Origin of the sequence: Chamaesiphon sp. (genome assembly GCF_041737865.1) — a bacterium.
Taxonomy (GTDB): Bacteria; Cyanobacteriota; Cyanobacteriia; order Cyanobacteriales; family Chamaesiphonaceae; genus Chamaesiphon.
This window is the reverse complement of sequence record NZ_JBGSQZ010000025.1, coordinates 1-12999: the sequence shown is the minus strand read 5'-3', so window position 1 is coordinate 12999 and position 12999 is coordinate 1. Positions and strand designations below refer to the sequence as shown.

At 46.7% G+C, this 12999-nt stretch carries 10 protein-coding genes and 3 pseudogenes; 7 read left to right on the top strand and 6 right to left on the bottom strand.

The genetic code is table 11. The features are described from left to right. From ACEW9J_RS01805 to cobA, 5 genes and pseudogenes are all read left to right on the top strand, one after another. Positions 1 to 126: pseudogene (locus ACEW9J_RS01805) on the top strand (IS4 family transposase); the annotation flags it as partial. Positions 127 to 308: 182 nt separating this feature from the next. Then, a pseudogene (locus tag ACEW9J_RS01800) lies at positions 309 to 1675 on the top strand (IS4 family transposase). Positions 1676 to 1746: 71 nt separating this feature from the next. Continuing rightward, positions 1747 to 2397, top strand: coding sequence for a PEP-CTERM sorting domain-containing protein (locus tag ACEW9J_RS01795; protein WP_373543438.1), 651 nt, complete (start codon positions 1747 to 1749; stop codon positions 2395 to 2397). A 308-nt stretch (positions 2398 to 2705) separates the two neighbouring features. Beyond that, on the top strand, positions 2706 to 3473 hold the full coding sequence (locus ACEW9J_RS01790) for a sirohydrochlorin chelatase (RefSeq protein WP_373543437.1): 768 nt from the start codon (positions 2706 to 2708) through the stop codon (positions 3471 to 3473). After that, the gene (gene cobA / locus ACEW9J_RS01785; RefSeq protein WP_373543436.1) at positions 3473 to 4264 is read left to right on the top strand and encodes a uroporphyrinogen-III C-methyltransferase; all 792 of its coding nucleotides are present in this window, start codon (positions 3473 to 3475) and stop codon (positions 4262 to 4264) included. Before ACEW9J_RS01790 ends, cobA begins: the two co-directional genes overlap by 1 nt. Here the strand turns inward: cobA and ACEW9J_RS01780 are convergent, their stop codons facing one another. The 4 genes from ACEW9J_RS01780 to ACEW9J_RS01765 all read right to left on the bottom strand — a co-directional run bounded on the left by ACEW9J_RS01780 (position 4265) and on the right by ACEW9J_RS01765 (position 7736). Continuing rightward, positions 4265 to 4471 (bottom strand): hypothetical protein, encoded by a 207-nt coding sequence (locus ACEW9J_RS01780; RefSeq protein ID WP_373543435.1) that lies wholly within the window; start codon positions 4469 to 4471, stop codon positions 4265 to 4267. Between the two features lie 188 nt (positions 4472 to 4659). Continuing rightward, the gene (locus ACEW9J_RS01775) at positions 4660 to 5379 is read right to left on the bottom strand and encodes a PP2C family serine/threonine-protein phosphatase (RefSeq protein WP_373543434.1); all 720 of its coding nucleotides are present in this window, start codon (positions 5377 to 5379) and stop codon (positions 4660 to 4662) included. 175 nt (positions 5380 to 5554) lie between these two features. After that, positions 5555 to 7294, bottom strand: coding sequence for an ABC1 kinase family protein (locus ACEW9J_RS01770; protein WP_373543439.1), 1740 nt, complete (start codon positions 7292 to 7294; stop codon positions 5555 to 5557). Positions 7295 to 7421: 127 nt separating this feature from the next. Then, entirely contained in the window at positions 7422 to 7736 is a 315-nt protein-coding gene (locus tag ACEW9J_RS01765; RefSeq protein ID WP_373543433.1) for a DUF6825 family protein, read from the bottom strand. Positions 7737 to 8122: 386 nt separating this feature from the next. Here ACEW9J_RS01765 and ACEW9J_RS01760 point away from each other — a divergent pair, with 386 nt between their 5' ends. Together ACEW9J_RS01760 and ACEW9J_RS01755 are read left to right on the top strand one after the other, a co-directional pair. Next, a complete protein-coding gene (locus ACEW9J_RS01760; protein ID WP_373543432.1) occupies positions 8123 to 9298 on the top strand; it encodes a TRC40/GET3/ArsA family transport-energizing ATPase in 1176 nt (391 codons plus the stop codon). Positions 9299 to 9442: 144 nt separating this feature from the next. Beyond that, positions 9443 to 10276, top strand: coding sequence for a hypothetical protein (locus tag ACEW9J_RS01755; RefSeq protein ID WP_373543431.1), 834 nt, complete (start codon positions 9443 to 9445; stop codon positions 10274 to 10276). 238 nt (positions 10277 to 10514) lie between these two features. On the opposite strand, the gene mrdA is transcribed toward ACEW9J_RS01755, so the two are convergent. Continuing rightward, positions 10515 to 12350: a penicillin-binding protein 2 gene (mrdA, locus tag ACEW9J_RS01750; protein ID WP_373543430.1), complete on the bottom strand. Its 1836-nt coding sequence runs from the start codon at positions 12348 to 12350 to the stop codon at positions 10515 to 10517. A 375-nt stretch (positions 12351 to 12725) separates the two neighbouring features. Then, positions 12726 to 12874 (bottom strand): annotated as a pseudogene (locus ACEW9J_RS01745) (DUF1345 domain-containing protein); the annotation flags it as partial. Between the last annotated feature and the right edge of the window lie 125 nt (positions 12875 to 12999).

Genomic DNA, 12999 nt, shown 5'->3' with positions numbered 1-12999 from the left:
TACCGTCCGCTCATAGAGCAATTCCTGCAAGAATGGTCGGGAGAAGAACTAGTGTTGGTAATCGATACGAGCATGTTTTGGGACATGTATTGCTTAATTGAAGTCTGTATTGCGTGGGGTGGTCGTTGTCTTGTCGCACTTGTCTGGTCGGTTCCGCCGATGCGTGACAAGTTAAGAAAAGTCGAGGTTTGTCAAGAGGGGAAAGAAAAGATGTCAAACTCAGACTAGCACAGAGTTAGAACCGAGTTTGACCCATGCCCAAAAAGCGGACAACAAATCGTGACCATGCCAAGCGACAACAACGTCCGATGATGGAAGAGGAGGTGATAGCGGCACAATTAGAAAAACTAGTTACACCAGCAGTATTAGCACAAGAGAAATACTATCGCCAACTCGGAATGAGGGATAGAATACTGAACCTGCCGCTGATGGTAGCAGCAGTACTGACACTAATTTGGCGAGACATAGCGGGAGTCAGAGAACTGAGCAGAATACTTGCCAGAGAAGGATTTCTATGGTGCGAACCAATACAAGTCAGCTGGGCGGGAGACCCGTCCAGCAGCCAACAAGCATTATCACAGCGATTTCTGACATTTCCCGCCGAAATATTTGAGCGAGTATTCAAAGAATTACTGCCAGAATTTGAGCGAAAATGGCACAGTCGCAAGCAAAGACCACTACCCTCAAGCATTCAATTTGCCCGAACTAAATTTGCCCAAATTTGGGCTAGTGACGGTTCAACATTGGAAGCAGTTTTCAAGAAATTAGACAGTCTGGCAGCAGTGCCAAAAAATCAGTTAGCGGGAAAAATAGGAGTAGTAATCGATCTAGTAACCAGACTACCAGTAGAAATTTGGTTTCAGGAAAAAGCCACAGCTAGTGATATGAAATTTGAGGCAGACATTTTGAAGCTGGTTAAGCCCCAGACATTGATATTGCTAGATCGAGGCTTCTGCCATTATCAGTTTTGGAAACAACTAATCGAAAGGGATGTTCATTTAATTACTCGACTAAACAACAAAGCATCATTTACGGTCGAGCGAGTATTCACCAACAGTTACAGCCTCCGCGACCGGACTGTCAAAATGGGTGCTGGCACAAAGACAATTCCCTGTATCACAATGAGATTGGTGGAAATCAGAGCGGGTAAATCTTGGTATTCATACCTGACTAGTGTGCTTGACCCACTGATTTTACCTCCCTATGTAGTCGCTGATTTGTATGGCAGAAGGTGGCGGATTGAGGAGGCATTTAATACTGTTAAACGCTTATTAGGTCTAAGCTATATCTGGACAGGTTCACTCAATGGTATTCAATTGCAACTCTACTGGGCGGGAGACCCGTCCAGTGGGGGACTTGGCTATTTTATGCTGTTTTAGTAGATCTAGGTGATGCTGTTGCCGATGAAGTGTCTCTTCCTTTCGACCGCATTTCTTTAGAGATGATCTACCGTGGTCTTTATCATTTCTATGTTGCTCATCATAAAGGTTTAGCTACTGACCCTATTAAATATTTTGCGGCTTCTGAAAATAGAGATTTGGGGATTATTAAATCTATCCGCAAACCATTCAAGAAATTGATTATTGACCCCTTCCCCGACCGAGTGAATAGGGAAGGGTCATTCTTTTTTGAGCCATCCTCTCAACCCTGCTTGACAACTGCACTCGCACCTTAACTTGTCACCAATCGTCCAACCCGTACTTAAATTTTGGTAATATCGGTGGTTCGCAAACTGCCAGCGGCGGTGTGACGAACTTAGATACGAGTAGTTCAGAATCAGTTCGAGCTGGTTATGCCAATTACAATAGTTCGGGGTTAGTAAACTCATTATTTCCAGTATTAGATAATAATGCTGGATATACACTCAGCTTTACAATGAAAGTTAACTCCCAAACTAATAATGGTTCAAATGGAGAGTATCGTGCGGGTTTTAGTGCGATCGTTTTGGGGAGCGATAAAAAAGGGATCGAGCTGGGGTTTAGAAATCCCAACACAAACACGAATATTCCCGATATTTTCTCTCAAAATAGCGCAACTTTTAATACTCCTGGTGAGCGAAATGCAAGTCTGAGCGGGATACTATCTAATTTGAGTACATACAATTTAACTGTCTTGGGCAATGGGTATACGCTCACTAGTGAAGGGAATACGCTCTTGAGTGGTTTACTTAGAGATTACACCAGTGCTGTCGGACTTTTGACTGATGTTTATCGAACTCCCAACTTTATCTTCTTGGGAGATAATACAACTTCTGCTGGCGCGAATGTCGATATCCAAAGCATTACTTTAACCACTACAGATGCTACTGCCGTTCCAGAGCCGAGTAGTATGCTAGGTATCGGACTAGCGATCGGATTCGGTGCTAGACTCAGACATAAGTTGGGCAAAAACAGTTGACACTTCTCTTCTCGATCGAGAGGCTACGCCAACGATCCGCTGTGCCTACGGTAGGCTGTACCTACGCTGTACCTACGCTGTACCTACGGTAGGCTTCGCCAACGCCAACGCGTTGGCAGAGCCTGCGCTTTGCGCTTATGGCTACGCTCAGTGCAAGCAGTTGACAGTTGACAGAAATCGGATTCGGATAGCTTTAAACTTCTACGCTTGGGTACAAATAGTAAAAAATTTACTCACTTGTCGGAGTGACCTTTCGATCGGCGTTAGTGCTATAACTAATATCTGCTCACTATTCACTAATAACTGATTTGGCTGACGCTTATTTGTTAGTATCTCATGGTAGTCGCGATCCGCGCCCGCAGATGGCAATCGATCGATTGTCACACCAATTAAGCTCGTACTTGGAAGAAGTTTCCACTATCGAATCACCAATTCTAGTTGCGACAGCACAACTGGAATTAGCTGCAAAACCGCTACACGTCCAAATTAGCGATTTTGCTCGCAACTGCAAAGACAGAGGGATTACCCGCATGGCGATCTTGCCACTGTTTCTAATCCCTGGTGTGCATGTGATGGAAGACATTCCCGCACAGGTAGAAATTGCCGCCCAAGAGATAGCCAATTCTGTCCCAGCGCAGTCATGCCAACAGGTAAAATTAACAGTATTACCTTTTCTGGGTGAAGATCCCGATTTTGCGAATTTGTTCGCCCAGAACCGATCTTGCTTGCCAAGTCAGACTATTATATTAGCCCACGGCAGTCGCCGATCGGGTGGAAATGCGATCGTCGAACATCTAGCTAGTAGTGTGAATTTAGAGGTGGCTTATTGGTCAGTGGCTCCAAGTTTAACCGATCGAGTAGCCCAATTGGTCGCTACAGGTGCAACAGAAATCGGGATACTTCCCTACTTCCTATTTGCTGGGGGCATCACTGATGCGATCGCTCAATCGGTTGCACAATTGCGAGAGCAGTTTCCACAGGTAGAATTGATTCTAGGCGAACCGATGGGTAATAGTCCAGAATTGGTCGCCACGATCGCTAAAATCCTGGCATCGAGCGACACATCCCCAAATTAGTGCAACCAGACAGAGGAAAAGTGACACAGGTAGTTGGTAAAGTCTATTTAGTCGGTGCTGGGCCTGGAGATCCAGGATTGTTGACACTCAAGGGTAAGATCTTATTAGAGTCGGCTGATGTGGTGGTTTATGATGCCCTAGTTAGCCCTGAGATTCTAGCTAAAATCGCTCCTCACGCAGAAAAGATCGATGCTGGAAAACGGATGGGCAGACATTCCCTACTTCAGAATCAAACTACGGAATTATTAATCGCCAAAGCTCGCGAACATGCTATTGTCGTGCGATTGAAGGGTGGAGATCCGTTTATATTCGGGCGCGGTGGCGAAGAAATGGAAGATCTGATCGCTGCTGGTGTCTCTGTGGAAGTAGTGCCTGGAGTTACCTCTGGGATTGCGGCTCCAGCCTATGCTGGCATCCCCTTGACGCATCGCAATTATAGTTCTTCAGTGATTTTTGTGACCGGACACGAGATGGCGGGTAAATACCGTCCTGGGGTCAATTGGAACGCGATCGCTCATAGTGCCGAAACGATCGTAGTTTACATGGGCGTTCAGAATCTCGATCGGATCGCCCATGAATTAATGACGGCTGGATTGGCTGGTGATACGCCGATTGCCTTGGTGCGGTGGGGAACTACACCCAATCAGCAAGAGCTGATCGCTACCCTAGAAACGATCGTCGAGCAAGTCGAACTCCACAAATTTAGCGCACCTTCGATCGCCGTGATCGGCAATGTAGTTAAACTCCACGATACACTCGGTAGCTTTTACGCATCGCAAGAATCAACATAATTACCAGGATTGACGAGAAGCTAACTTTTCAAAATGTGCTTGAGTCTGATGAAGAAATAGTTCGCGGGGATCGGCGACATTAGTTAGGGTGGGAACTAAGTTGCGGGCTTGAAGTGCCATGTGGACTTGGAGATGAGCGACATAATCACTCATTTCTTCACCCGATCCAGTGGGATTTGGGGCAGTGTGGGCGAAATTATTCTGCATCACCGATCGTTCTTAAAAATTAAGGATTAGAAATTAACTCTCTCCTCAAAAGTTATCACACCCGATCGGCTTTGGTTCGGGATTCGCAACGAAGGTTAACAAACTCACATCTTGCGCCAATCCAGATCGATACGGTAAGGACGACCGATGAATTGTTGCGACAACGGTGCGAACCAGATCGCCTAAAATCATTTCATGGTGGCGATAATTACCGTAATATTATCGCTACCACCATGTTGTTTGGCAGCATCGATCAGAGCTTGAGCGGCAAGTTCTTCGGTCTCGGCTTGAAGATGGATGGCGATTTCATCGTGGGGAACTTCTTCGGTCAAACCATCGCTACAGAGTAAAATCCGATCGCCAGGATGGATATCTTGAGTCTGAATATTAATCTGACGTAAATCCCTACGACCCAGACAATGAGATAAAACGTGTCGGAGTGGATGCACTTTGGCTTCATCAGCGTTAAGTTGACCCAATTTCATCGCCCTAGCGACCCAAGTATCATCTTCAGTGATCGGGTCTAATTTGTCACCACGGAGCCGATAGAGCCTAGAGTCACCCACATGGGCAGACCAAACCATGTCATCGCGGAACAGAATCATCACCAGGGTGGTGCCCATATCGCCTCTCTGGGCGTTCTGTTCTTGGTCGGCGACGATGGCTTCATTAGCAGCGATAAGAGCTTGTGCTAGCAGGTTTTTGGTGTCGGGTTCGCTGTCCCAATGTTGTTCTAGGTATGTATGCGCTGTTTCGATCGCAATCCGGCTGGCTTCCTCGCCGCCAGCATGACCGCCCATCCCATCCGCAACTATAAAGAATCGTCCATCAGGATCGATGTGATATGCGTCTTGGTTGGCACTCCGGACCATCCCTTTATCTGTAAGACCTGTGAACAACGATTTCATAATCAAAGTGCCTGTGCCGATTAACGATCCAAAAATTTAAAACAGACAGATGGACAAGGTGCGAGTTGTGGGCGGAGATAGCTAGCATCTTGCTACCAAGTCTCATCATTTATCGAACTTGCCGAGTAGTTGCCATCATCGATCTCATAGTACCCAGATGGCACTAATCGTTAATCTATGACATCCGATCTTGTCGATCGAGTTTCCGCATTTGCCGAAACCACACTACCAAGCTAATTGCGGCGATTGCCCCAACTACGCTAGCCGCGATCGTGTATTCATTAACAAATAGAATCGTAGCAGACAATGTAAATGTCGCAACCAAGATTGCGTAATTTGTGTTTTGCTGCATGGTGCCAAGTCTGCGTAAATATCGATCTGTTTCGCTCGAACGGACTCGAACGCGAATATCACCACGTTCTAATTTGTCGATGGTGTCTTCGAGTCGGCGGGGTAAACCGAGGGCTGAACTGCCTACTTGAGCCGCTTGTCTGCCGATTTCGGCGAGGAAGGCATTGGCATCGGGGGTACTATTACCGTTACTATTCATAATCTGAAATGCAAAGGGCTGTGCCGCTTCCATAAAGTTAAAATCGGGATCGAGTCCTTTACCGACACCTTCGATGGTGGAAAATGCCCGCATCACGAAGGTAAAGGTGGCGGGAAACCGGAATGGTTGTCCGTAGGCAATGTCGTAGAGGTCGTCGGTAATCTGAGCTACAGATTGGGATTCCAAGGGTTTGTCGAGGAAATTGTCTAGTAGATATTGCACCGAGCGACGAATCGGATCGGTATCTGCTTCGGCTGAGATTGCGCCCAATCCGACTAAACCTCTGACTACTCGATCGGCATTCCGTCCAGCGATTGCCAGCAGGGTATCCATCAGCTTCTCTTTAGTACCAGGGGCAATCCGTCCCATCATCCCAAAATCATAGAAGATTAAGGCTCCGGTTTTTGGATCGATCGCGACATTTCCAGGATGAGGATCGGCATGAAAGAAGCCATCGGTGAGCAGTTGCTGGAGATAGGCTGTCGCACTTTGGCGGGCGATCGTTTGGCGATCGAGTCCGGCGGCTTCAATCCCTTCATAGGAGCTGATTTTGATCCCTGGGAGATACTCTAGTGTCAACGTCCGAGTGGAAGAATATCGCCAGTAAACACGAGGCACCATGACCCAATCTTGCGCCCTAAAGTTCCGCCGGAAGGTGTCGGCATTTTGCCCTTCACTGATATAGTCTGTTTCTTCCCACAGGATTTTACAGCACTCATCATAGATCCCCAGCCAATCTCGCCCACCTTGTCCCCACTTGGGATGGTTTTGGAAATATTTAGCAATGCCGCGCAGGATTTCTAGATCGATTGTAAATAATTTGTGCAGCCCTGGGCGTTGGACTTTGACAACTACCTCTTCCCCTGTGAATAGCGTCGCGAGATGGACTTGCCCCAGACTCGCTGCGGCTAGTGGAATCGGCTCAAAACTTGCAAATAATTCGGGAATACTTTTACCTAAATCCCGCTCGATAATCTCCTCTACTTGAGCATAACCAAATGCGGGCACCCGATCCTGTAACTTCGAGAGTTCCTCGACATACTCGACTGGAAATAAGTCCGCACGGGTCGAAAATAGCTGCCCTAACTTGATAAAAGTCGGCCCTAATTCCAAAAAGGTATCCCGAATCCAAATCGCTTGTCGCCGCCGCCTCACAGCTTGTTTTGCCTCACTGTAGCCACTAAGATAGCTCCATTTCTTGCCATCAATCCAGGAGCCACTCAAGAAGCTCAGAAAAAATGTCCAAATATCAATTTTCCGTCGCCGTTTGGAATAGTTATTCCGGTTCCATCGATAGGCGCGGCGATCGTCACTGGGCTGAAGTGTCACAGGTTGAGGTATGGGGATCGCGGACAATTCTGGCATGGTAGCCTCAGGTAATAAGGACAATCCATCGCCATCTGACGGCGTATAAGCTTCGGAAATAGCAGTCACAGAATCTATTTTAGGTTATTGGATGTTGGATTTTGCTGCTAGCTACGGCAAGTAGCTGTTAGCTTTGGTGCCGATGGGCTTGGATTTCGGCTCTGAGTCTGGCAATTTCGGCTCTGAGGTCGTCGATCGTTTCTTGGACATCGATAGTTTGTCCATTTGGGGCTACTGTAGTAGTGTTCCCGCTAGCGTTGGTAGTTTCACGGGCGGCACGATCGATTACTTCTTGGGTGAAGTTCCGCAGTTTTTCACCTTGTTCGGCGTTAATTTTCCCCAGTTCGCTCAGGGTGTAGGTCAGAGTCTCGCCTAGTTTGTCATTGAGGCTCTGAGCGAGGGCACGACCGACAAAAAAACTATTTAGTGTGGGTTTTGTCATAGTATCTGTGGCTACGATTGATTGTGCTTTCGTAAAGAATTATAACGCGTCGAATGTGGCTGTTGGGACTGTCGATCGGTCTAAGTTTGAGTTGGGGATCGGGCAATTGCCGGCGATCGGCGGATTGACGACAATTTGGCAACAAAATGTCATCGTCTAGCAAATCTCTCAACAGACCTCCTGCGAAAGTAATTGAAGATTGGTGTAGGCAAAGAACTACCCTCTCATCACAATTAACCACTGACTTTTACAGGATGTCTATCGATCGACAAAATCCCCACGATCCTCAACCATAGCCTCCGACAGCAAAAACCGTTAAGATCGAAGCTAGCGATGTCCTCTGATAGAGACTGCGCCAAAGATTACCCGGACAGAATATAGAGACTATGCGTTTAATTTTGATGACTGGGAAAGGTGGTGTGGGTAAAACCTCAGTTGCTGCGGCAACTGGGTTGCGGTGTGCCGAACTCGGTTATCGTACCCTCGTTTTGAGTACCGATCCCGCTCACTCCTTGGCTGATAGCTTTGACATGGAGATGGGACACGATCCGCGTGAAGTTCGCCCCAACTTGTGGGGTGCGGAACTAGATGCTCTCAAAGAACTAGAAGGTAATTGGGGCGCGGTAAAACGCTATATTACTCAAGTTTTGCAAGCGCGAGGTATGGAAGGGGTACAAGCGGAGGAATTAGCGATCTTGCCAGGGATGGATGAGATCTTTGGACTAGTGCGGATGAAGCGGCACTATGATGAGGGGATCTATGATGTGTTGATTATTGACTCGGCACCGACGGGAACTGCCCTCAGACTGCTGAGTTTGCCAGAGGTTGGGGGCTGGTATATGCGGAAGTTTTACAAGCCATTACAGGCGGTTTCAGTGGCACTCAGACCATTAGTCGAACCATTCTTTAAACCGATCGCGGGGTTCTCTTTGCCTAATAAGGAAGTGATGGACGCACCTTATGAATTTTACGAGCAAATTGAGGCGTTACAAAAGATTTTGATGGACAATACTGTCTCATCGGTACGATTGGTGACCAATCCTGAGAAGATGGTGATCAAAGAATCACTCCGCGCTCATGCTTATCTGAGTTTGTACAATGTTTCGACAGATTTAATCATTGCCAATCGGATCATTCCGGCAACTGTTACGGATCCATTTTTCAAAACTTGGAAGGAAAACCAAGAAACGTATCGCCAACAAATTCATGAAAATTTTCATCCTCTACCAGTCAAGGAAGTGCCTTTGTATGCTGAGGAACTGTGTGGACTCGAAGCTTTGGATCGCTTGAAGGAGACTCTTTATGGCGATGAAGACCCTAGCAAAGTTTACTATCATGAAAATACGCTGCGAGTTGTCCAAGAAGGCAATAGTCTGTACAGTTTAGAGCTGTATCTTCCAGGAATTGCCAAAGATCAAATTCAACTTAATAAAACTGGAGATGAGTTAAATATTCGGATCGGCAATCACCGCCGCAATATGGTGTTACCTCAAGCTTTGGCTGCACTCCAACCCACTGGTGCGAAGATGGATGAAGATTATCTCAAGATTAAATTTGCTTGAGCGATCCTGGCTGTAAATAGTTAACCGATTTTAGAGCTAAACCTTTAGATCGATCGAGTAATTGGGTATTATATTAATAGTGATGGTATTGGCATGGACTTATTATCACTATTAATTGAGTATAGAATCAATGGAGGTAATCCTATGCCCGATCTCACCTACTGTCGTCTAGCAGCCGTTTCGATTGGAATTTTGAGCTTAAATCAGATCGAGATCGATCCCGCGACAGCAGCACCAAGAGTAGCCCTAATCGATCGCAGCACACTCCAATCGTCGAGACTAAATATCGGTCTTCAGCCGATTATGCAAGATGCCGATCGATCGTCGGGCAATCGCAATGCAATCGATCGAAGTGCCGCAAATACTAGGCAACCACTAGGTGTGGGTGTCTCGGCGCGAGTTGGTACTCTCGGCATCGGTGTAGATGTTGCCAAATCAATTACACCTCAATTTAACGGTCGATTGGGATTTAACTTTGGTAATGTCAATTTCAATCGAACTGATAGTGGGATTAACTACGATTCACAGTTAAAACTTAGCAGCGTTCAGTTGTTTGGTGATTACTATCCCTTCCGTAGTAGTGGTTTCCGGCTGACGGGTGGATTGGTTGCCCAAAATAATCAATTTTCAGTGACTAGTCAACCGAATAATAATGGTACTTACACGATCGATGGTACTCAGTATCAAGCGAGTAATGTCGGCACTCTCAGCGGTGAGTACAAGTATAGTAACTCGATCGCACCTTATCTAGGGATCGGGATTGGCAAGTCTACAAATGAAGGTTTGGGATTCAATGCCGATTTGGGTGTGATGTTTACAGGTTCGCCACAAGTGACGCTGAATGCTAGTAACTCGGCGTTTAATACCAACCCAATTACTCGTAACCAACTCGACAATCAAGTTCGTCAAACTGAGAACGATCTCAGAGGATTTAATGTTTATCCGGTGTTATCGGTTGGGCTTTCTTATGGTTTTTAGGATAGTCGCTAAATCCCCGAATTCTCCAAGAAGTCGGGGATCTGTCCTGTGAGATATTTTATAACTGTTCAAGAGGGGTACGAAGTCAATGGGTTTGAGCCATCACTGAGGCGGAAAAATGGCTAATAAGCACCAAATAATGTCTTGAGATCGCTTGAAACCTGCATTCTCTGATTACCCCCTGAACAGTTACGATCTTTTATCTACGGCGGCGGGATCTGGGTTGAGGTGCTGGTTTTTAACCGTCTTTATCTAATTTTACTGGCAAAGGCTTGCCGTTATTAAAATAAGCTTCCATCACCTTCAGTACCATCGGGGCAGCAGTTTTACCACCACCGCCGCCTGTATGTTCGCCAAATGCGACTACGACAATCTCCGGTTTGTCCAGAGGGGCGTAGGAGCCAAACCAAACGTGGTTTTCGCCAGGTGGTGCCTCGGCGGTGCCACTTTTGCCAGCAGATTTGGGGATTGTCTCGGAATTCATCACCCCACCAGTACCGCCATCGACTACTTGGCGCAAACCTTCACGGATTGTGGCAATCGTACTCGGTTTTAGGTTCAGCGATTCTCGCCATTTGCGTTTAGCGGCATCTTTGACTAGATGGGGCTGAACGTGATAGCCACCATTGGCGGGAACTGCGAACATCCCCGCGACTTGCAACGGAGTGGTTTGGAGAAAGCCCTGACCGATCGACATATTAATAGTATCGCCGATCGACCATTGCATTTTATAATTTTTTTGCTTCCAGGTATCGTCTGCAACTAAACCCTTGGACTCTTCAGGTAATTCGATGCCAGTCCTTTTCCCATAGCCATATTTACGCGTCCAATCGATCAAGGTTGGCCCACCAACGCGCTGTCCAACTTGATAGAAAAATGTATCGCTACTCCATTTCAACGCACCTGGAAAGCCTTGTGGCCCAAATCCAGCATGATTCCAGTCGGCAAAGGTAAAGCCACCCACCCGAATTGAGGCATAAGTCTGAAGAATAGTATCGGGCTTAAATTTCCCTGATTCTAGCGCGGCGGTGGTCGTGACGATTTTGAAAGTACTCGCAGGAGGGAAGGAACTCAGAGCGCGATTGACAAAGGGGTGATCTTGTCCTTGCAGTTGTTTCCAAATCGCTGGTGAAATCCGCCCAGATAGTGTATTGGGGTCGAAAGCAGGGCGACTTGCCATCGCCAAAATTTCGCCAGTGCGAGGATCCATCGCGACGATTGCACCTTTATGCTTGCCGATGGCATCTTCGGCAACTTTTTGGAGGTCGAGATCGAGCGTAATCGTGACATCTTGCCCTGATTTGGAGACTTTTTGACCTAAAAATTGCTGTAATCTACCCGCTCCATCTACTTCTACTTGGGTACCGCCCCACTCGCCGCGCAACCGAGATTCGAGGGTCGATTCTAGTCCCATTTTGCCTGTGACATCGCCGAGTCGATAGCCTTGAGCGCGACGCGATGCTAGTTCTCGCTCGTTCATTTCCCCTGTATAGCCGAGGACATGAGCGGCAAGTTGACCGCCTGGATAATAACGCACTGACTCGATATCGACATCGATACCTTCTTTTTCCGCTCCATACTCCTTGAGTCTGGTAATCTGTGATTCAGTGAGGTCGCGAACGATGCGGACTCGATTGGTGGAATTCATCGTCATCCCGGCAACTTTAGCCTGAATTATTTCCTCGTCTAGATTCAAAATTTCGGCAACTTGGCGGCGAGTTTTGAGCCAATTTTCGCGCTTGGTAGCTAGGGGCCAAATAAAAATAGAGTGGGATAATTTATTTCCGGCTAACAGCTTGCCTTTGCGATCGTAAATATTACCGCGAATGGGTGGCTTGGCAACGGTACGGACGCGGTTAGTTTCCGCAATTTGACGATTTTTGGTACCCTGGTTTAGTTGCAAATAAAACAGCCGCGAGCCGATTCCACCTAATAATCCTAGCCCAATCATTACCATCAATACCCAAGATTGATTGCCCTGTCCGACAGTGCGAGTTTTATTATAAAAACCAGAGATGCTATTGTCGATACTGGATATATCGCCAGAAAATTTGTCGGAGAACCGATTCTGCATAAAATTTAAGCGTGAGTTGAGCGGTCGAGTAAGTTCTCAACCGAGGTAATGATGGACGTTGTAATATTTGGCATGTTAGCCGATCTCAGTCATTTATTTGAGTGGGGATACCGCACAAAGTTCATGACGTTTAAATATTCCTTACATTGCTTATACCATCAACGAGCGGATTTACTTCGATCGGGACGATACATATTTTTCGGTCTGCTTGCTGTCAACAACGCTGGAGTGCGAGATTGCAACTGTGAACTACAGTAAGATTTGCATTGGCTCTGGTGCGTTACCATGCGGGATAACACACCCTACAGTATTCTTGCAAATCAAATAGGACTGCTATATCAACGATCGACTATCGACTATTTAAGCATAGGTACTTCACCCGATGACTCCAGCCACAATGTTGATCGAGATCGCTAGAATTGTTGTATTAAAAAAAACGATAAAATGCCGTGCATCAGGCTCCACCGTCGCATCTGACGAGATGTAACATTTATATCTGAGACTTGACTAGTCATGCCAATCACTGGAGTTTAGACTAACCAGAAAGAGAACGGTAGCAAAAGATAGACCTTTGCTACCGGAGGGAAGAAAATAAGGGTGAAAGAAATCCTATTAACTTCCCCAACATGAACTGTGAAGCATTACAGAC

Excerpts from the sequence above, each read along its gene's own strand:
- ACEW9J_RS01780 (WP_373543435.1), bottom strand. The coding sequence starts at position 4,471 with ATGCAGAATAATTTCGCCCACACTGCCCCAAATCCCACTGGATCGGGT.
- ACEW9J_RS01775 (WP_373543434.1), bottom strand. The coding sequence starts at position 5,379 with ATGAAATCGTTGTTCACAGGTCTTACAGATAAAGGGATGGTCCGGAGT.
- ACEW9J_RS01770 (WP_373543439.1), bottom strand. The coding sequence starts at position 7,294 with ATGCCAGAATTGTCCGCGATCCCCATACCTCAACCTGTGACACTTCAG.
- ACEW9J_RS01765 (WP_373543433.1), bottom strand. The coding sequence starts at position 7,736 with ATGACAAAACCCACACTAAATAGTTTTTTTGTCGGTCGTGCCCTCGCT.
- ACEW9J_RS01760 (WP_373543432.1), top strand. The coding sequence starts at position 8,123 with ATGCGTTTAATTTTGATGACTGGGAAAGGTGGTGTGGGTAAAACCTCA.
- ACEW9J_RS01755 (WP_373543431.1), top strand. The coding sequence starts at position 9,443 with ATGCCCGATCTCACCTACTGTCGTCTAGCAGCCGTTTCGATTGGAATT.
- mrdA (WP_373543430.1), bottom strand. The coding sequence starts at position 12,350 with ATGCAGAATCGGTTCTCCGACAAATTTTCTGGCGATATATCCAGTATC.